This is a genomic window from Streptomyces diastaticus subsp. diastaticus, assembly GCF_011170125.1.
Taxonomy (GTDB): domain Bacteria; phylum Actinomycetota; class Actinomycetes; order Streptomycetales; family Streptomycetaceae; genus Streptomyces; species Streptomyces diastaticus.
Window position 1 is genome coordinate 1,601,267 of sequence record NZ_BLLN01000005.1, and the last position, 18,487, is coordinate 1,619,753.

The 18,487-nt window shown below is 73.2% G+C and carries 16 protein-coding genes; 3 read left to right on the forward strand and 13 right to left on the reverse strand.

All coding sequences use genetic code 11. The features are described from left to right. Window positions 1–135: 135 nt before the first annotated feature. The 4 genes from infB to rimP form a co-directional block, all read right to left on the reverse strand. Complete coding sequence (gene infB, locus Sdia_RS24295) at window positions 136–3,159, reverse strand: translation initiation factor IF-2 (protein ID WP_189500506.1); 3,024 nt, start codon at window positions 3,157–3,159, stop codon at window positions 136–138. 145 nt (window positions 3,160–3,304) lie between these two features. Beyond that, window positions 3,305–3,595 carry a YlxR family protein gene (locus Sdia_RS24300; protein ID WP_164495079.1) on the reverse strand — a complete coding sequence of 97 codons (291 nt, stop codon included), beginning with the start codon at window positions 3,593–3,595 and terminating at the stop codon, window positions 3,305–3,307. Window positions 3,596–3,771: 176 nt separating this feature from the next. After that, complete coding sequence (nusA, locus tag Sdia_RS24305) at window positions 3,772–4,848, reverse strand: transcription termination factor NusA (RefSeq protein WP_115068181.1); 1,077 nt, start codon at window positions 4,846–4,848, stop codon at window positions 3,772–3,774. A 2-nt stretch (window positions 4,849–4,850) separates the two neighbouring features. After that, window positions 4,851–5,375 (reverse strand): ribosome maturation factor RimP, encoded by a 525-nt coding sequence (rimP, locus tag Sdia_RS24310; protein WP_100457619.1) that lies wholly within the window; start codon window positions 5,373–5,375, stop codon window positions 4,851–4,853. 278 nt (window positions 5,376–5,653) lie between these two features. Between rimP and Sdia_RS24315 the strand changes: the two genes are divergently transcribed. From Sdia_RS24315 to Sdia_RS24325, 3 genes are read left to right on the forward strand one after another with little or no spacing between them, the layout of a single operon-like run. Further along, entirely contained in the window at window positions 5,654–6,205 is a 552-nt protein-coding gene (locus tag Sdia_RS24315; protein WP_115068180.1) for a hypothetical protein, read from the forward strand. Further along, the gene (locus tag Sdia_RS24320; RefSeq protein WP_203605280.1) at window positions 6,202–6,720 is read left to right on the forward strand and encodes a ferritin-like domain-containing protein; all 519 of its coding nucleotides are present in this window, start codon (window positions 6,202–6,204) and stop codon (window positions 6,718–6,720) included. Before Sdia_RS24315 ends, Sdia_RS24320 begins: the two co-directional genes overlap by 4 nt. 24 nt (window positions 6,721–6,744) lie before the next feature. Then, complete coding sequence (locus Sdia_RS24325) at window positions 6,745–7,635, forward strand: aminoglycoside phosphotransferase family protein (RefSeq protein ID WP_100457622.1); 891 nt, start codon at window positions 6,745–6,747, stop codon at window positions 7,633–7,635. A gap of 821 nt (window positions 7,636–8,456) precedes the next feature. Here Sdia_RS24325 and Sdia_RS24330 read toward each other — a convergent pair. From Sdia_RS24330 to Sdia_RS24370, 9 genes are all read right to left on the reverse strand, one after another. Continuing rightward, window positions 8,457–10,151, reverse strand: a complete 1,695-nt coding sequence (locus Sdia_RS24330; protein ID WP_100457623.1) for a proline--tRNA ligase — start codon at window positions 10,149–10,151, stop codon at window positions 8,457–8,459. Between the two features lie 84 nt (window positions 10,152–10,235). Continuing rightward, on the reverse strand, window positions 10,236–10,805 hold the full coding sequence (locus Sdia_RS24335; protein ID WP_100457624.1) for a GNAT family N-acetyltransferase: 570 nt from the start codon (window positions 10,803–10,805) through the stop codon (window positions 10,236–10,238). Window positions 10,806–10,854: 49 nt separating this feature from the next. Then, window positions 10,855–11,634 (reverse strand): ABC transporter ATP-binding protein, encoded by a 780-nt coding sequence (locus Sdia_RS24340; protein WP_100457625.1) that lies wholly within the window; start codon window positions 11,632–11,634, stop codon window positions 10,855–10,857. A 519-nt stretch (window positions 11,635–12,153) separates the two neighbouring features. Beyond that, complete coding sequence (locus Sdia_RS24345; protein ID WP_189500507.1) at window positions 12,154–12,954, reverse strand: ATP-binding cassette domain-containing protein; 801 nt, start codon at window positions 12,952–12,954, stop codon at window positions 12,154–12,156. Next, on the reverse strand, window positions 12,951–13,814 hold the full coding sequence (locus tag Sdia_RS24350; protein WP_189500508.1) for an ABC transporter permease: 864 nt from the start codon (window positions 13,812–13,814) through the stop codon (window positions 12,951–12,953). Before Sdia_RS24350 ends, Sdia_RS24345 begins: the two co-directional genes overlap by 4 nt. Next, window positions 13,811–14,776: an ABC transporter permease gene (locus Sdia_RS24355; protein WP_100457628.1), complete on the reverse strand. Its 966-nt coding sequence runs from the start codon at window positions 14,774–14,776 to the stop codon at window positions 13,811–13,813. The genes Sdia_RS24350 and Sdia_RS24355 overlap by 4 nt, the downstream gene beginning before the upstream one ends. 9 nt (window positions 14,777–14,785) lie before the next feature. Continuing rightward, a complete protein-coding gene (locus tag Sdia_RS24360) occupies window positions 14,786–16,312 on the reverse strand; it encodes an ABC transporter substrate-binding protein (RefSeq protein ID WP_115068175.1) in 1,527 nt (508 codons plus the stop codon). A gap of 107 nt (window positions 16,313–16,419) precedes the next feature. Further along, a complete protein-coding gene (locus Sdia_RS24365) occupies window positions 16,420–17,154 on the reverse strand; it encodes a DUF1684 domain-containing protein (RefSeq protein ID WP_115068174.1) in 735 nt (244 codons plus the stop codon). Between the two features lie 464 nt (window positions 17,155–17,618). Next, complete coding sequence (locus Sdia_RS24370) at window positions 17,619–18,464, reverse strand: GNAT family N-acetyltransferase (protein ID WP_100457631.1); 846 nt, start codon at window positions 18,462–18,464, stop codon at window positions 17,619–17,621. Window positions 18,465–18,487: the final 23 nt, after the last annotated feature.

The window sequence follows — 18,487 nt, forward strand, 5'->3', positions numbered from 1 at the left end:
GCCGGACGTGGTCCGGCGGGCGGCACGGTCAGCGCCCCGCCGCGGCGGGCGGGGCCAGCTGAACCGTACACGCAACGGCCGGGGCCGATCGACGGGATTTGCCCCGCCGACCGGCCCCGGTCACGCAGCCTCGCGTCAGGCGCGCGGCTTCTCGCGCATCTCGTACGTCGCGATGACGTCGTCGATCTTGATGTCGTTGAAGTTTCCGAGGTTGATACCGCCCTCGTAGCCTTCGCGGATCTCGGTGACGTCGTCCTTGAAGCGGCGCAGACCGTCGATGTTGAGGTTCTCCGCCACGACCTTTCCGTCGCGGACCAGGCGCGCCTTGGTGTTGCGCCTGACCTCTCCGGAGCGGACGAGGACACCCGCGATGTTGCCCAGCTTGGACGAGCGGAAGACCTCGCGGATCTCCGCCGTACCGAGCTCGACCTCTTCGTACTCGGGCTTGAGCATGCCCTTGAGGGCCGCCTCGATCTCCTCGATGGCCTGGTAGATCACCGAGTAGTACCGGACGTCGACGCCCTCGCGCTCCGCCATCTGCGCGGCACGGCCGGCCGCACGGACGTTGAAGCCGATGACGATGGCGTCGGAGCCCATCGCCAGGTCGATGTCCGACTCGGTGACCGCACCCACACCGCGGTGCAGCACCCGGATGTCGACCTCTTCGCCCACGTCGAGCTGGAGCAGCGAGGACTCCAGGGCTTCGACGGAACCGGAGGCGTCACCCTTGATGATGAGGTTGAGCTGCTTGATCTCGCTGTTCTTGAGGACCTCGTCGAGGTTCTCGAAGGAGATCCGGCGGGTGCGCTTGGCGAACGCCGCGTTCCGCTCGCGGGCGGCACGCTTCTCGGCGATCTGACGGGCCGTACGGTCCTCGTCGACCACCAGGAAGTTGTCGCCGGCGCCCGGGACGTTGGTGAGACCCAGCACGAGGACCGGGGTCGAAGGCGTCGCCTGTTCGACGTTCTCGCCCTTGTCGTCGAGCATCGCGCGGACCCGGCCGTAGGCGTCACCGGCGACCATCGTGTCGCCGACGCGGAGGGTACCGCGCTGGACGAGCACGGTGGCGACGGCACCGCGGCCCTTGTCGAGGTGGGCCTCGATGGCGATGCCCTGCGCGTCCTGCTCCGGGTTGGCCCGCAGGTCGAGCGAGGCGTCGGCGGTGAGGACGACGGCCTCCAGCAGGGACTCGATGTTCTGGCCCTGCTTGGCGGAGATGTCGACGAACATCGTGTCGCCGCCGTACTCCTCGGCCACCAGCCCGAACTCGGTGAGCTGGCCGCGCACCTTGGTCGGGTCGGCGCCCTCGACGTCGATCTTGTTGACCGCGACGACGATCGGGACCTCGGCCGCCTTGGCGTGGTTGAGCGCCTCGATGGTCTGCGGCATCACACCGTCGTTGGCCGCCACCACGAGGATCGCGATGTCGGTCGACTTGGCACCACGGGCACGCATGGCGGTGAACGCCTCGTGACCGGGGGTGTCGATGAAGGTGATGCGGCGGTCCTCGCCGTTCACCTCGGTCGCCACCTGGTAGGCACCGATGTGCTGGGTGATGCCGCCGGCCTCGCCGGACGCCACGTTGGTCTTGCGGATGGCGTCGAGCAGGCGGGTCTTGCCGTGGTCGACGTGACCCATGACGGTGACCACCGGCGGACGGGCCACGAGAGCCTCGTCGCCGCCCTCGTCCTCACCGAACTCGATGTCGAAGGACTCGAGCAGCTCGCGGTCCTCCTCCTCGGGGCTGACGATCTGAACGGTGTAGTTCATCTCGTCGCCGAGGAGCTGCAGCGTCTCGTCGGAGACCGACTGCGTGGCCGTGACCATCTCGCCGAGGTTCATCATCACCGCGACGAGCGACGCCGGGTTGGCGTTGATCTTCTCGGCGAAGTCGGTGAGGGAGGCACCACGCGACAGGCGAACGGCCTCGCCGTTGCCGCGCGGCAGCATCACGCCGCCGACCGACGGGGCCTGCATGGCCTCGTACTCCTGGCGCCTCTGCCGCTTCGACTTGCGACCGCGACGCGCGGGACCGCCGGGACGGCCGAAGGCGCCCTGGGTGCCACCACGGCCACCGGGGCCGCCGGGACGGCCGCCGAAGCCGGGACGGCCACCGAAGCCGCCGCCACCACCGGGACGGCCGGCGAAGCCGCCGCCACCACCGGGACGACCGCCGCCACCGCCACCGGGACGGCCGGCGAAGCCGCCGCCACCACCGGGACGACCGGCACCGGCGCCGCCCGGACGGCCAGCGCCGGCGGGGCCACGGCCACCGGGACCCGGACGCGGGCCCGCGGCGGGACGCTGCGGCATCATGCCCGGGTTCGGACGGTTGCCGCCGGCAGCGGGACGCGGGGCCTGCGGCCTGGGCATGTTGCCCGGGCTCGGGCGGCCCGCGCCGCCCTGGCCGCCCTGCGGACGCGGAGCGCCGGCCGGACCGCCCTGCGGACGGGGAGCTCCGGGAGCGCCCTGGCCGCCGCCGGGACGCGGGGCGCCACCGGGACGGGGGGCCTGCGGACGGCCCATGCCGGTGGAGCCACCGGAGGTGAAGGGGTTGTTGCCGGGACGCGGTCCGGCGGGACGACCACCGGGACGCGGGGCCTGGCCGCCGGGACGCGGCGCGCCCTGGCGCTCGCCACCACGGCCGCCCTGCTCGCCGCGCTGACCCTGGCCCTGGCCCTGGCCGGGAGCCGGACGGTTGCCCGGCTTCGGGGCCGGGCGCGCGCCGGGCTTCGGGGCGTTGGCCGCGGGAGCGGCCGGGGGTGCCGTGAACTCCGGCGCGGCGGGCGCGGGCTTCGCGGGCGCCGCCGGTCCGGGCTTGGGACCCGGCGCCGGGCGCGGGCCCGGAGCGGGCGCGGGCTTCTCGGCGGCGGGCTTGGGGGCCGGCTTCGGGGCGGCCGGACGGGCCGCCTGAGCCGGGGAGGGTGCCGACGCGGGGGTCGGCTTGGGCGCGGCCTTGCGCGGCGCGCCGGGCTTGGGCGCGGCCTTGCCGCCGCCGTTGCCCTGCTGGAATGCATCGGTCAGCTTGCGTACAACGGGCGCCTCGATGGTCGAGGACGCCGATCGGACGAATTCACCGAGTTCTTGGAGCTTGGCCATGACGGCCTTGCTCTCGACGCCGAACTCCTTGGCGAGTTCGTATACCCGGACCTTAGCCACTTCGCTCCTTTTAGGTCCGGGGTGCGCCGGACCGTCGCTACTTCATGGGCGTACTCATCGCGTACTCATCGAGTGCTCATCGCAATCTCGACCTACTTCCAACTCGCGAGGTACCTGGGCCGCGCGGGAAGTCCACGCGGCGCTCTTACGGTGTTGCCCGGCCGGCAACGGTCTCGACGGCCCGGCGTACCTCCGCCGTGTCGAGCGGTCCCTGGGCTCGGAAGGCCCGAGGGAACGCGCGGCGGCGGACCGCCTGGTCGATGCAGACCGGCACGGGGTGGATGTACGCACCCCGGCCCGGCAGCGTACCGCGCCGATCGGGGACGCACGCGTCCCCGTCCACGACGATGCGCAGCAGTTCGTTCTTGGCCGCCCGCTCCCGGCATCCCACGCACGTGCGTTCAGGGCGTGAGCGAGCAAGCGTCCGGCCAGACACGTTCAAGTCTACCTCCCCGCGCCGGCCCCACCCCTCCGGGGCAGGGCACGGCCGGCTCTCCACCTGATCTCCAGCGTGCCCCGGGGTGACCCCGTGCGCCCCCTGTGCGCCCCGGAGGCGGGCAGCGTGAGCGACATCACACCCGCGCGGCGCCGCGCGGGTGAGGCCGGGCCGCGTCAGCGGCGCTCCCGGCTCCATTCCTGGCGGCGGTCGCGGTTCTCGCCGCGCCCGTCCGCGCGGTCCGCTTCGCCCGCCTCGTCCGCCTCGTCCGCCCCGGCCTGCTCGGTGTCGGGACGGATGTCGATGCGCCAGCCGGTGAGCCGGGCGGCGAGGCGGGCGTTCTGGCCCTCCTTGCCGATGGCGAGCGAGAGCTGGTAGTCGGGGACGGTGACGCGGGCGGAGCGCGCGGCGTGGTCGACCACCTCGACCTTGCTCACCCGGGCGGGCGAGAGGGCGTTGGCCACCATGTCGGCCGGGTCGTCGGACCAGTCGACGATGTCGATCTTCTCGCCGTTCAGCTCGGCCATGACGTTACGGACCCGGCCGCCCATCGGGCCGATGCAGGCGCCCTTCGCGTTCAGCCCGGAACGGGTGGAGCGGACCGCGATCTTCGTACGGTGCCCGGCCTCGCGGGCGATGGCCGCGATCTCCACCGAACCGTCGGCGATCTCGGGGACCTCCAGCGCGAAGAGCTTCTTCACCAGCCCCGGGTGCGTACGGGACAGCGTGACGGAGGGGCCGCGTACGCCCTTGGCCACCCGCACCACGTAGCTGCGGAGCCGGGCGCCGTGCGGGTACTCCTCGCCGGGGACCTGCTCCTGCACCGGCAGGATGGCCTCCAGCTTGCCGATGTCCACCAGCACGTTCTTCGGATCGCGGCCCTGCTGGACGACGCCGGTCACGATGTCGCCCTCGCGGCCCGCGTACTCGCCGAGTGTGGCGTCGTCCTGCGCGTCACGGAGCCGCTGGAGGATCACCTGCTTGGCGGTGGTGGCGGCGATCCGGCCGAAGTCCGACGGGGTGTCGTCGAATTCGCGCGGCTCGGCGCCCTCCTCCAGGTCCTCGCGGTCCTCCTTGGCCCAGACCGTCACGTGCCCGGTCTCCCGGTCCAGGAGCACGCGCGCGTGGCGGCGGCTGCCCTCGGTCCGGTGGTAGGCGATGAGGAGCGCCGACTCGATCGCCTCGACCAGCAGGTCGAAGGAGATCTCCTTCTCCCGCACCAAGCCCCGCAGGGCACTCATGTCGATGTCCACGGCTACGCCTCCTCTTCGTTCTGTGTCCGGTCGGCGGACGCGTTCTTGCGGTTGAACTCGATCTCGACGCGCGCCCTCGCGACGTCCCTCAGCGGCAGGCGGCGCTGCTTGGGCTTGCGGCCCTTGACTCCGGGGACCTCCAGGTCCAGTCCGTCCTCGTCGACCGCCTCGATCCGGGCCACCAGTTCCTCGGCGCCCGCGTCGGGCGTCAGGTGGAACTTGACCAGCCGGCCGGTGGCGCGCACGAAGTGGCGGTACTCGGTCAGGGGGCGGTCGGCGCCGGGGGAGGTGACCTCCAGGACGTATTCGCCCTCGCCCATCGCGTCGGTCTCGTCGAGACGCGCGGAGATCGAGCGGCTGAGGTCGGCGCAGGTGTCGAGCTGGACCCCGTCGTCGGAGTCCACCACGACGCGCAGCACGCGCCGCTTGCCCGCGGGGGTGACCGTCACCTCTTCCAGATCGAGTTCCTGGGAGCTGACGAGCGGCTCGATCAGCTCGCGCAGCCTGTCGCTCAACGTGGTACTCATCCGGGTGACTCCTCGGCCGCGTGTGCTGTTGTGGGTCGGGCGCGTGTCCGGTAAGGGTATCCGGTCCGCAGGGGTGTCGCGGCCGGGCACCGGGTGGTACGGGCGTGCCGCCGGACGGACGGCTCCGCCCGAGCGGGGTCCCGGGGGCGCGGGTACCTTGATCATGGCGGGGCGACGCGGGCACCCGTACGGCGTCTTCCGCGCCCCGTACCGCCGGCCCGCCGTGCGCCGCTGTCCCCCGTTCCCCCGTCGGTCCGCTGCTCCCCGAGGACTCCGCCGTGCCGCTCACTCCGCCCCTCCCCCGGTCCGACCGTGACGGCCCGCGCCGCAGGACCGTGCTGACCGGCGCGGTCACCGGTGCCGTCTCCGCCGCGCTGCTCACCGGCTGCTCGGCCGGGTCCGCGTCGGGCGACGGGGCGGCGGAGCGGGCGCGGACGGCGGCGGCGCCCCGGCTGCTGGCGGCGGCGCGGGCCGGCAGCGAGCGGCTGCTCGCCCGGTACGACGCGGTGATCACGGCCCACCCGGAGCTGGCGGGGCGCCTGGCGCCGCTGCGCGAGCAGGTCGCGACGCACCGGGACGCCTTCACGTCGGGCCCGGCCGAGGAGGTGCCGCCGAACGCCGCGCCGCCGGCCCCCGCGCCGCAGTCCACGCCGCACGCCGCGGCGGACGCGGACGACGCGGTGCGCGGCCTCGCCGACGCCGAGCGCGAACTCGCGGCGCGGCGCGGCAAGGACCTGCTGGAGGCGCCGGGCGAACTGGCCCGGCTGCTGGCCTCCGCGGCGGCGGCCGGAGCGGCCCACGCCTATCTGCTGACGGAGGGGAAGAAATGACGACGCGTACGCCTGGCGGGGCGCCCCGTGCGGTGCGGGACGACGGGGCGGACCACGCCACCGAGAGCGCTGAACTGCGCGCGGTCCAGGCGGCGCTGCGCGCCGAGCACGCCGCGGTCTACGGCTACGGCGTGGTGGGCGGCCGGATCGGCGAGGAACGTCGCGCGGAGGCCCGCACGGCGCACGACGCGCACCGGGCCCGCCGCGACGTGTGGCAGCGTATGGCGCGCGACCTGGGCGGGACACCGCAGGCCGCGGCGGCCGGGTACACCCTGCCGTTCCCCGTCGCCGACGGCGCCGGGGCGGTGCGGCTGGCGGCGGAGCTGGAGGAGCGGACGGCGGCCGTCTACGGCGATCTGGTGCGGGCCTGCGAGGGCGACCGGCGGGCGGCGGCGGCCGAGGCGCTGCGGGAGGCGGCGGTCCGTGCCGTGCGCTGGCGGGGCGGCAGCGTAGCCTTCCCTGGGCTCACCGAGCGCTCGGACGAACCGACCGCTCCCGTGGCACCGCAGACCTGATTGCTGGAAGGAGCCGTACCCGCGATGGCGTTCGAACCTCCGGAGCGCCTTGTCCGGGCTCTCGACGAGACTCCGCACGACGGCGACGCCGCGTGGCGTCAGCGGCTGCCGGACCTCGTCGAGGAGGCGCTGGGCGCCTGTGGGGCGGTACCGGAACGGGTGCACGCCCCGGGTGGGCGCAGCAGCGTGGTCGTACTGGTGCGGCTCCCTGAGGACACCCCGGCGGTGCTGAAACTGGCGCCGCCGTCGGCCGTGCCGGAGGCGGAGGCGCTCGCGCTGGAGCGGTGGGACGGGTGGGGCGCCTGCCGCCTGCTGGACCGTCCGGCCCCGGGAACGCTGCTGCTGGAACGGCTGCGGCCCGACGTGTCGCTGCGGTCGCTGGCGCAGGCCAAGGCGCTTCTGGAGGCCGCGGACACGCTGCGCAAGCTCTGGGTCGAGGCACCGGCCGACGGCGTGGTCCCCACGGTGGCCGAGCGCACCGCGGCGCAGGCCGCCTGCCTGGCCGAGGCCCCCGAGCTGTACCGCCCCTTGGCCGACGCCGCCCTCACCGCCCGCTCCGGCCTGCTCACGGACGCGCCCGAGAACCTGCTGCTGCACGGCGCCTACGGGCAGGGCAAGGTCCTGGCCGGCGCCCGGGCGCCGTGGCTGGCGGTCGGTCCGTCACCGGTCACCGGCGAACGGGCCTACGACCTGGCCCGGCTCGGCCTGGACCGCGTGGAGGACCTGGTCGGCGCCGACACGGGCGGCTCGTCCTCGCGACGCCGCCTGTCCCGCCTGGCGGACTCCCTGGACGTGGACCGCGAACGCCTGCGCGCCTGGACGCTCTTCCGCGCCACGTACGGCGGCGTGGCGGCTCTGCGGCGGGGACGCCGTCCGACGGGCGAGGCGCTGCTGGAGTACGCGGGGTGGCTCTGAGGACGGGGCGGCGGTGACGGCGGGAGGGCCGGACGAGCGGGCGGGGCGTCACCTTGAGCGACGCGGGAAGTAAGGAGCTGCACCGCCCCGTAGGCCCGTACCGGAAGGTACGTGGCTCCCGGACACGGAGGGGGTTGTGCCGCCCCGTAATCGGTACGGGGATGTACTTGGCTCCGTCGAAGGGTAAGGGGCTGCGCCGCCCCGCAGGCCTGTACAAGACGCGGTCGGGGAAGGGCTGCCGAGGCAGTCAGGCGGGGCCCCGTCCCCGCCGATGCGGTTAGGCCGAGCGCGCCAGAGCGGGTGCCGGCTGACTGCCGCATCCGCATCGTGGAGCGAGCAGGCGTAAGGGGCGCCTCCGCCCCGTGCCCCCGTACGAAACCCGGTACGGGGCGGGCCGTGCGAGCGGTGCCCCGGGCCGCGGGGGCGGCACCACGCGCCGCGGAGCGGCGGCGCCGGGCTGCCTCAGCGGCCGCGGCGGTTGACCGGCGGCACGGGCCTCGCCGCCGGTCGTATGCGGCTCTTCCTCGCCTGGCACCCGTACGGGGCCCCGCGAGGGGCGCACGGAGCACCGACGGGGCGCGGGACGGCGGGCGGCGGGGCGGTCCGTTCGGGGCGGTGGTGCCCCTTCTCGGCGGTCGGGGCTGGCTCCGCGGCGTGCCTGGCCGGCCCGTCGAACCCGGTAAGGGGCTCCCCCGCCCCGGAGGCCCCGACCGGCGCGGCCACTCCCGTGCGGGGGGGGGGGCGACGCGCGCAACGGCCCTCGCTCCGGGCGCAGTGCGCCTGGAGCGAGGGCCGTGGGTGGGGCAGAGCGGCGAGGGACGTCAGGCGGTGAGGCGGGCGATGGCCTCGGCGACGGGAAGTTCCTCGCGCTCGCCGGTGCGGCGGTCCTTCAGTTCCACGACGCCGTCGGCGCTGCGGCGGCCGGCGACGAGGATCTTCGGGACGCCGATGAGTTCGGCGTCGGTGAACTTCACGCCGGGAGAGACTCCGGCACGGTCGTCGACGAGGACGCGGGCGCCGGCCGCGCTCAGCTTCTCGGCGACCTCCAGGGCCAGCTCCGTCTGGAGCGCCTTGCCCGCGGCGACCACGTGCACGTCGGCGGGGGCGACCTCGGCGGGCCAGCACAGGCCCTGGCCGTCGGCGGTCTGCTCGGCGAGGGCGGCGACGGCCCGGGAGACGCCGATGCCGTAGGAGCCCATCGTGACGCGGACCGGCTTGCCCTGCTGGCCGAGGACGTCGAGCTGGAAGGTGTCAGCGTACTTGCGGCCCAGCTGGAAGATGTGGCCGATCTCGATGGCGCGGTCCAGCTTGAGGCCGGTGCCGCAACTGGGGCAGGGGTCGCCCTCCTCGACGACGACCACGTCGAGGTGGTCGTCGACCTCGAAGTCACGGCCGGCGACGACGTTGCGGGCGTGCTTGCCGTCCTCGTTGGCGCCGGTGACCCAGGCGGTGCCGGGGGCGACACGCGGGTCGGCGATGTAGCGGACCTTGTCGAGGCCCTGCGGGCCGACGTAGCCCCGGACCAGGTCGGGCCGGCCCTCGAAGTCCTCGGCGGTGACGAGTTCGACCTCGGCGGGGGCCAGGTGCTCGCCGAGCTTGCCCAGGTCGACGTCGCGGTGGCCGGGCACGCCGACGGCGACGATCTCGCCGTCGACCTTGACCAGGAGGTTCTTCAGCGTCGCGGAGGCGGGCACGCCCAGGTGGGCGGCGAGCGTCTCGATGGTCGGCGTGTCGGGGGTGTCCAGCACCTCGACGGGGCCGTGCTCGGCGCCCTCGACCGGGCTGAGGGCGAAGGTGACGGCTTCGGTGTTGGCGGCGTAGGAGCAGTTCGGGCAGTCCGCGAAGGTGTCCTCACCGGCCGGCGCGGGGGCGAGGAACTCCTCGGAGGCCGAGCCGCCCATGGCGCCGGAGACCGCGGAGACGATGCGGTAGTCGAGCCCGAGGCGCGCGAAGATCTTCTGGTACGCGGCGCGGTGGAGCTGGTACGACTCCTCCAGGCCCTCGTCCGTGGTGTCGAACGAGTACGAGTCCTTCATCTGGAACTCGCGGCCGCGCAGGACGCCGGAGCGGGGGCGGGCCTCGTCGCGGTACTTGGTCTGGATCTGGTACAGCATCACCGGCAGGTCCTTGTAGGACGTGCACTGGTCCTTGACGACCTGGGTGAAGATCTCCTCGTGGGTGGGGCCGAGGAGGTAGTCGGCGCCCTTGCGGTCCTTCAGCCGGAACAGCAGGTCGCCGTACTCCTCCCAGCGGTCCGACGCCTCGTAGGGCTCCTTGGGCAGCAGGGCCGGCAGCAGGACCTCCTGGGCGCCGATGGCGTCCATCTCCTCGCGGACGATGTGCGAGATGTTGTCGAGGACCTTCTTGCCGAGCGGCAGCCACGACCAGATGCCCGCGGCGGTGCGGCGCACGTAGCCGGCGCGGACCAGCAGCTTGTGGCTGATCGTCTCGGCGTCCGCCGGGTCGTCGCGCAGTGTCTTGACCATCAACCGGGACATGCGCTGGACCTGGGCCATGATGAACTCCTGGAGGGAAAGGGTGACTCGTCCAGGAGGTTAGCCCCGGGCGTGGGGCTGGCGGAAATCGGTTGTCCGCGACGGTCAGCTCCGGGGCAGGGGCAGCGGGGCGCCCATGACCGCGTACGGGCGTGGTGCGCTGGGGAAAAGAACCTGCCGGGCGAGGTCGGTGTAGCCCAGTGAGCGGTACAGCCGGCGGGCCGGGCTGTCGGTGTCGATGGCGGAGAGGACCGACCGGTCCAGTCCGCAGGTCTCGGTGAGCGCGGTGATGAGGCCCCGTCCGGCGCCCCGGCCCTGGTACGTGGGGTGGACGTGGAGTTCGGTGATGACGAAGGAGCCGTCGAGCCAGCCTTCGTTGCCCTGGGCGCGCAGGTAGGACTCGACGACGGTGGACCACCAGTGGCCCCGGTTGTTGGGCATGCCGTAGACGAACCCGGCCAGCCGCCCCGAGGGAGTGGTGGCGCCCAGTGCGCGGGCCCCGGGGCAGTCGAGGTGGCGGAGGACGATGTGGCGGCGGACCGCGACTTCCTCGGCGCCGAGGCCGAAGGCGACGGCCTGCACCCCCAGGGCCTCGTCCACGCGGGCCGCGAGGTCGAGGGGGCCGATCGTGAGGTGGTCCGGATTCTGGGTCCGGTCCCCGGTGAGGCGCGCCATGGCGGCGACCCTACCCGTCGTGGGCGCGGTGCGGGCCGTGGGCGGCCGCTCAGGCGTCCTGGGCGCGGGGCAGCCTCGGAACGCTGGTGAGGAGTCTGCGGGTGTAAGGATCTCGGGGCGCGCCGAGCACGTGTGCGGTGTCGCCCTGTTCCACGACGCGGCCGCTGTCGAGGACGGCGGTGCGCTCGCAGAGGGTGGCGACCACAGACAAGTCGTGCGAGACCATCACGATCGTCAGCCCCTGCTCCTCCTTCAGCCGCGCCAGCAGGTCGACGACCTTGACCCGGGTGGTCACGTCGAGGGCGCTGACCGGTTCGTCGGCCAGCAGCACCCGCGGGGAGCAGACCGTGGCCCGCGCGATGGCGATGCGCTGGCGCTGACCGCCGGAGAACTCGTGCGGGTAACGCGAGGCGGTGTCGGCGGGGAGCCCGACCGCCTCCAGGGCCGCGGCGACCTTCGGCACGGCGCTCGCGGTCGAGTCGATCCCGAGGGAGCGGAGCGGCTCCGCGACGGAGGTACCGACGCGACGGCGAGGATCGAGCGAGGAGTACGGGTCCTGGAACACGCACTGGACGCCGCGCCGGAACCGCCGCATCTGGGCGCGGTCACGCAGCGCGAGCGGGGCGCCGTCGAACCGCACGGTGCCCTCGGTGGGCTTCTCCAGGCCGAGCAGCAGCCGCAGCAGGGTGGTCTTGCCCGCGCCCGACTCCCCGACGAGCGCGAGGCTGCGCCCCGCCTCCACGGCGACGTCGATCTTTTCGACGACGGGACGCGCGGAGTTCCGGTACCTGTACGAGACGGCGTCCAGGGCGAGGACGGGGGCGGTCATCGGGGGCTCCAGAGGGTGGGGCGGAGGCGAGGTGGCGGGGCGGGGGCTGGGCTTGCGACGGGGCGGCGCGAGGGATTCGTCGTGGCGGCGTCAGGGCGGTGCGTAGGGAGTGCCGGGGCGCACCCGCCGGCGAGTGCGTTGCCGCAGGTCCCGCGCGACGTGGGGCTGGTGCGACGCGGCGTACGGAGCACGGGGCGGCGCCGCCACGTACGGGGCGGCGGGACGGACCTTCCGCCGCCACGTTTCCGCAAGTCGCGCGCGACGTACGCATCGTCGCGCGGCGCCTCGTACGCAGTGGTGCGGAGCACCTCGCGTGCGGCGCCCCACAACGCCCCGCACCGTGCACCCCGGCACCCTGGCACCCCGTTACCCCGGCACCAACCACGTTTCCGCAGGTCGCGCGCGACGTACGGGGCGCGCCCCGTCGCCCCGCGCCGCGCCTCTCGGGGTGCCCCGCACAGCGCCACGGGGCCCACCCCGCCGCCCCCACCGCACCCCCGCCGCAGCCGCCTCCCACCGTCATCCCCCGGCCCCCACGTCCAACGCCGACTCCAGCTTCCGCGCGCTCTCGACCAACGCGGCCGTGTACGCCTGGCGCGGCCGGTGCACCAGGTCCGCGACGGTGCCTGTCTCGACGGCGCGGCCGTGGCGCAGGACGAGGACGCGGTCGGTGATCCGGGAGACCACGGCGAGGTCGTGGCTGACGAAGAGCAGGGCCATGGAGTGTTCCCGGACCAGGCCGTCGAGCAGGTCGAGCATGTCCGCCTGGACGGTGACGTCGAGGGCGGTGGTCGGTTCGTCGGCGATGAGCAGGTCGGGTTGGCAGGCGAGGGCCATGGCGAGGGCGACGCGTTGACGCTGGCCACCGGAGATCTCGTGCGGGAAGGCCCGGGCGATACCGCGCGGGTAGGGCAGCCGTACCTGGTCGAGGGCTTCCCTCACGGCCTTGCGGAGCGCGTCGCCCTTGAGCCCGGTACGCCGGCGCAGCGGTTCGGCGATCTGGCGTCCCACCCGCATCAGCGGGTCGAGCGCGGTCAGCGGTTCCTGGAAGACCACGGCGGCGCGCGCCCCCCGCAGCTCGGTGAGCTCCTTCTCGCGGGCACCGACGACCTCGGTGCCGGCCAGCCGCGCCGAACCGGTCGCCGTCATGCCTGGTGGGAGCAGGCCGAGGACGGCCAGCGAGGTGAGGGACTTGCCGGAGCCCGACTCACCGATGAGGCCGAGGCGCTCCCCCGCACCGAGGGCGAAGCCGAGGTCGTCGACGAGGACGCGGCCCTCGTCGGTCCGTACGGTCAGTCCGCGCACGTCGAGCAGGGTCATGCGGACCTCCGGCGGGCCGGGTCGAGGGTGTCGCGCAGGCCGTCGGCGATGAGGTTGACGCCGACGACCAGGACGACGAGGAGGACACCGGGGGCGATCGCCCCGGCCGGGGCGGTGGTGAAGGTCGCCTGGGCCTGCTGGAGCATGCCGCCCCACGAGGCGTTGGGCGGCGGCGCGCCCAGGCCCAGGTAGGACAGGCCCGCCTCGGCGAGGACGGCGAGGCCGAACTGAAGGGCGAGGTTGACCACGAGGGTGGGCCAGATGTTGGGCAGGACGTGGGCGGCGACGATGCGCGGGCGGCTCGTGCCGGAGGTACGGGCGGCGGTGATGTAGTCCTCGGCGAGGACGCGCTTGACGAGGATGCGGGTGAGGCGGGCGACGACGGCGCTCTGGGCGAGGCCGATGGCGAGGACGGCCGAGCCCAGCGTGGCGTCCCGCGCGGCGACGATGAGCATGGCCAGCAGCAGCGTCGGGAAGGCGATGAGGATGTCGAGGAGCGCCGACAGCGTGTCGTCCAGCCACCCCTCGGCGTAGGCGGCGAGGACGCCGAGGGTGATGCCGAGCACCGCGGCGATGGCGACGGCGCCGAGTCCGGCCTCCCAGGCGATCCGGGAGCCGTTCATCACCTGGGTGAACAGGTCGCGGCCGAGCTTGTCGGTGCCGAGCAGATGGCCGTCGCCGGGCGGGGCGAGGCGACCGCCGGAGGTGTCCTCGGGGTCGTACGGCAGCCAGACGGCGGATATGAGGGCGAGCAGGGCGACGAGGCCGGTCAGCACCGAGCCCGTGACGAGGGTGGCGGAGCGGCGCGGGCGGCGGGGCTTGCCCGACAGCTCCGTGACGGCGGGTACGGGGGTGGTCATCGGGCCCCTCCCGAGAGCCGGCCGCGCAGGCGGGGGTCGATAAGGCGCTGCACGAGGTCGGCGGCGAAGCCGATGAGCAGCACGGCGAGGGTGGAGACGAACAGGACGCCCTGGATGACCGGGTAGTCGTGCTGGGCGATCCCGGTGGCCAGCAGGGAGCCGAGTCCGGGCAGCGCGAAGACCGACTCGACGACGACGGCGCCGAGCAGGGTGGAGGCCAGTTCCATGCCGAGGACGGAGATGACGGGGACGGAGGCGTTGCGCAGGCCGTGGCGCCACATGGCGCGGCCGAAGGACGAGCCGAGCGCACGGGCGGTGCGCAGGTAGTCGCTGCCGAGCACGTCGAGGGTGGCCGAGCGGACGTAGCGGATGAGGGAGGCGGACATGACGAGGGCGACGGTGACCACGGGGAGCACCAGGGCCTCGACGGCGGCGCCGGGGTCCGCCCAGCCGTCCTGCGGGAAACCGCCGGCGGGGAGCCAGCCGAGGTTCAGGGCGAAGACGGCGACCAGGATCATGCCGAGCCAGAAGACGGGGACGGCGATACCGAGCTGGGAGACGGCGCTCAGTACCGACCCGTACCAGGTGCGGGAGCGGTACGCGGCCAGGAATCCGGCGGGCACCGCGATCAGCACGGCCAGCAGGAACGCGGCACCGGTCAGCGGCAGCGTCACGTCGAGCCGGGCGGTGACCTCGGGGGCCACCGGCAGGGAGCTGACGAACGAGGTGCCGAGATCGCCGGTGGCCAGTTGGGAGAGCCAGTGGACGAACTGCTCGGGTACGGGTCTGTCGGTGCCGATGGCCTGCCGCGCCGCCTCGATCTGCTCGGGGGTGGCGCCGACCGAGGTGAGCGCGTTGGCGGGGTCGCCGGGAAGCGTCCTGAGCAGCAGGAAGAGCACCACGCTGGCGAGGGCCAGCGAGACGAGCAGGAAGCCGAGGCGGCGCAGCAGGTAGGAGGGCATCGGGGCGGGTCAGCTCTTCTTGATGCCGTGGACGAAGAACTGGGAGTTGAGGCCGTTGACCGGGTAGCCGCTGAGGTTCTTGTCGGCGACGACGATCTGCGGGTACAGGTAGAGCCAGTCGCTCGCCGCGTCCTCGGCGGTCTTCCGGGCGACCTTCTTCAGCAGTTCGGTCTGCTCCTCGGTGGTGTCGGCCTGCTCGGCCTCCTTGACCCACTTGGTGACCTGGGGGTCGTCGTAGCCCCAGTAGAAGTCGGGGTTGCCGTACCAGACGAGGTCGCGGTCGTTGACGTGCTCCTGGAGCGTCGCCTCGAAGTCGTGGTTCTTGTAGACCTTCGTGTACCACTCGTCGGGCGTGATCGTGTTGATCTTGACGGTGATGCCGACCTTGGCCAGTTCGGACTTGATGAAGGTCGCCGCGGTCGGGTGCGGGTCGTAGTTGGGCGTGTCGAGGGTGAAGCTGAAGCCCTTCCCGTAGCCGGCCTCGGCCAGCAGCGTCTTCGCCTTGGCGGTGTCGTGGGCGTCGACACCGGTGAGGTCCTCGTACCAGGGGTCGGTCGGCGGGACCATCGAGCCGATGGGCTTGCCGTAGCCGCCCCAGACGGATTCGAGCAGCTTCTCGTCGTCGATGGCGGCGGAGACGGCCTGGCGGACCTTGGTGTCCTTGAAGGGCTTGACGCGGTCGTTGAAGGCGAGCAGCAGCTTGGTGGTGGAGTCGCCGTCGTTGACCTGGTAGTCGCCGTTGCTCTCGAACTGCTCGAGGGCGTCGGGGCTCTGCTGGCTCGTCACCACGTCCACGGCGTTGGTCAGCAGCGCGTTGTTGAGGGCGTTGGCGTCCTTGTAGTAGTGGAAGACCGCCTTCTTGTTCTGCGCGGCGTCGCCCCAGTAGCCGTCGAACCGGTCGAGGCTGAGCGCCGAGCCGCGGGTCCACTTGCCGAGGGTGTACGGACCGGTGCCGTCCTCGGAGGTCTTCAGCTTCTCGGGGTCGGAGTCGGCGTTGACGATCCAGACGTAGCTGAGGTTGTAGATGAAGGAGATCGACTTCTCGGAGAGGGTGACCTCGACCGTACGCGCGTCGGGCGCCTCGATCTCCTCCATGACCTCCAGGTTCGCCTTGCGGGCGGACTGGGAGTCGTCGGCTATCACGCGCTCCAGGCTGTGCTTGACGTCCTTACTGGTCAGCGCCTTGCCGGAGTGGAACTTCACGCCGTCGCGCAACGTGAAGGTGTACGTCAGGCCGTCGTCGCTGACCTTGTGGTCCTCGGCGAGGAGCTTGACGACGTCGCCCTTGTCGGTGAGCTGGAAAAGGCCCTCGTAGACGTTCCCGGCGAGCGCCTCGGTGACGCCTTGGCCGCCGCCCGCGGTGTTGCTGAGGTTCTGCGGCTCGTAGAGGGAGCCGATGTCGACGGTGGCGTCCATGTCGTGCTGGCCACCGCCGGAACCGTCGGCGGAGGAGCCCGGGCCGCCGCAGGCGGTCAGGGCGACGGAGAGGACGGCGGCGGAGGCGACGCCGAGAACGGCGGGCTTCTTCAGTTTCATCGCTAGGCGCTTTCGTGCTGCGGGGCGGGCGGAGGCGCCCCTGGGAGGGGGCCCCGGGGCGCACGGGTGCGCGGGACGGGGCGGGGTGCGGCAGGGCCGCGGTGCGCTCAGTGCGCCGGGGAGCCGTCGCGGAAGACGGGGCGCTTCTCGCCGGCCTCGATGGGCACGTGGAAGCGGTTCTGCCGCGGCGGCATCGGACAGTTGTACTGGTCCGAGAAGCCGCACGGCGGCACGAAGGCCCGGTTGAAGTCCAGCACGACCCGTCGGCTCTCCCCGTCGTGCGGCACGAACAGGAAGCGGCCCGCGCCGTAGGTCTCGGCCCCGTTGGTCGGGTCGCCGAAGACGAGGAGCAGGGCCCCGTCGTCGTCGAAGGCGCTCAGCGTGTACGCGGTGCCGCCGACGGTGAGGGCGATGTCGCCGGGGACGACCAGTTCACGCGATCCCCCGTTGTCCCGGATGTGCTCGAACGGCACCTTCCGGGCGCCCTCGACAGGGGTGTACTCCGCCTCCAGCACCCAGGCCGGGTCGTACGGGTACGTCTCGACGCCCTCGAAGGCCCGGAGTGCGGGGGACGCGGCGTCCCAGCGGCGCACCGCGTATTCGGGGGCACCGGTCACCAGGTCGGTACGGCGCACCGTGGTCAGGGTGACGCCGCCGGGAAGGGCCCGTGAGGCCGCCTCCAGGTCGGGGCGCTCGCCGTCGGGCAGCCAGCTGGTCTCGACCAGGGCGAGGTTGCCCTGCGGAGCACAAAGGGCGCGCAGGCGTTCGGTACGCCACTGCTCCCATGCCCGCTCCGCCGCGCCACGGAACGGCTCGGCTGTGCTTTCGGAACGCTCGGACATGTGGCACTCACTCAGGTCGTCGCCTGGCTGGATTCACCTGGCGTGAAACCATCCCCAAAGGTCTTTCTTTATCGAGTATAAGGGTGGCTAATGTCAAACCGGGTCAAGGGGTGAGACGAGGCAGGGGCGGGGCCGGGCCGCACCGGGCGCGGGCCGGTTACGGGGCGGGTGAGCAGGGGGTTCCAGGTGCGCCGCAGCGCGGAGCGTACGGGGCGCGCCCCGTGGGAGGCCGGAGTGCGGGCTGCCGCACCGGGCGCGGACGGAAGGCCGGCGGGGAGCAGCTGCGGCTGGGCGCCGGTCGGCCCGGCCGTCGTGGAGCGGGGCTTCGGGCGCTCTGGCCACGAAGGGGCCGGTCTGCCGCGTGGCCTGCCTCACGGCACGGCTACGGGGCGCACGACCAGGCGTTTTCCCGGCCGGGCACGCGCCGCGCGAGGCGCCCGCACGTCCCGCCGGGGCCGGGACGCTCAGAAGAGCACGCTCATGAACTCGCCGACCTCGTCGAAACCGACCCGTTGGTACGAGGCACGGGCCGGCTTGTTGAAGTCGTTGACGTAGAGGCTGACCACAGGAGCGACATCGGCCAGGGCGTAGCGCAGCACGGCGGCCATGCCGGTGACGGAGAGCCCCTGCCCCCGGTACTCGGGGGCGACCCAGACACCCTGGATCTGGCAGACCTGCGGCGTGGCCGCACCGATCTCCGCCTTGAAGACGACCTTGCCGTCCTCGATGCGGGCGAACGCCCGTCCCGACCCGACCAGCTCGGCGACGCGTGCCTGGTAGAGCAGCCCACCGTCCCCCGCGAGCGGCGAGACGCCGACCTCCTCGGTGAACATGGCGACGCACGCGGGCATGATCGTCTCCATCTCGTTCTTGCGCACGCGACGGACGTACGGGTCGGGCTCGATTCCGTCGGGCATGCGGTCGGCGACCATGAGCGGCTGGTGGGCGCGGACCTCGCGGGCGGGGCCCCAGCTCGGTTCGAGCAGACGCCACAACCGCGCGGTGGGGCCGGCGGGGCCGACGATGGACGAGCAGCGACGCCCGGAGCGACGGGCGCGGTCGGCGAAGCCCCGTACGGCGGCGGGGGTGGCGGAGATGGGGACCAGGTTGGCTCCGGCGTAGCAGAGCGAACGGAGCATGCCGTCCTCGTACCAGCCCCACATCTCGCCGCCGAGACGCCACGGGTCGAGGCCGGCGACCTGCACGCGGGCGCTGACGAAGGCATTGGCGACGGGCTCGCGGTCGAGTATCGCGAGCGCGGCGCCCAGGTCACTCGGTTCGAGGACCCTGGTGGTGGTCTGCGTCAGCAACGGGAAGGGACCTCATCATGCGG

Excerpts from the sequence above, each read along its gene's own strand:
- Sdia_RS24340 (WP_100457625.1), bottom strand. The coding sequence starts at position 11,634 with ATGACCGCCCCCGTCCTCGCCCTGGACGCCGTCTCGTACAGGTACCGG.
- Sdia_RS24365 (WP_115068174.1), bottom strand. The coding sequence starts at position 17,154 with ATGTCCGAGCGTTCCGAAAGCACAGCCGAGCCGTTCCGTGGCGCGGCG.
- Sdia_RS24320 (WP_203605280.1), top strand. The coding sequence starts at position 6,202 with ATGACGACGCGTACGCCTGGCGGGGCGCCCCGTGCGGTGCGGGACGAC.
- Sdia_RS24325 (WP_100457622.1), top strand. The coding sequence starts at position 6,745 with ATGGCGTTCGAACCTCCGGAGCGCCTTGTCCGGGCTCTCGACGAGACT.
- Sdia_RS24345 (WP_189500507.1), bottom strand. The coding sequence starts at position 12,954 with ATGACCCTGCTCGACGTGCGCGGACTGACCGTACGGACCGACGAGGGC.
- Sdia_RS24350 (WP_189500508.1), bottom strand. The coding sequence starts at position 13,814 with ATGACCACCCCCGTACCCGCCGTCACGGAGCTGTCGGGCAAGCCCCGC.
- rimP (WP_100457619.1), bottom strand. The coding sequence starts at position 5,375 with ATGAGTACCACGTTGAGCGACAGGCTGCGCGAGCTGATCGAGCCGCTC.
- Sdia_RS24335 (WP_100457624.1), bottom strand. The coding sequence starts at position 10,805 with ATGGCGCGCCTCACCGGGGACCGGACCCAGAATCCGGACCACCTCACG.
- Sdia_RS24355 (WP_100457628.1), bottom strand. The coding sequence starts at position 14,776 with ATGCCCTCCTACCTGCTGCGCCGCCTCGGCTTCCTGCTCGTCTCGCTG.
- Sdia_RS24360 (WP_115068175.1), bottom strand. The coding sequence starts at position 16,312 with ATGAAACTGAAGAAGCCCGCCGTTCTCGGCGTCGCCTCCGCCGCCGTC.
- Sdia_RS24330 (WP_100457623.1), bottom strand. The coding sequence starts at position 10,151 with ATGGCCCAGGTCCAGCGCATGTCCCGGTTGATGGTCAAGACACTGCGC.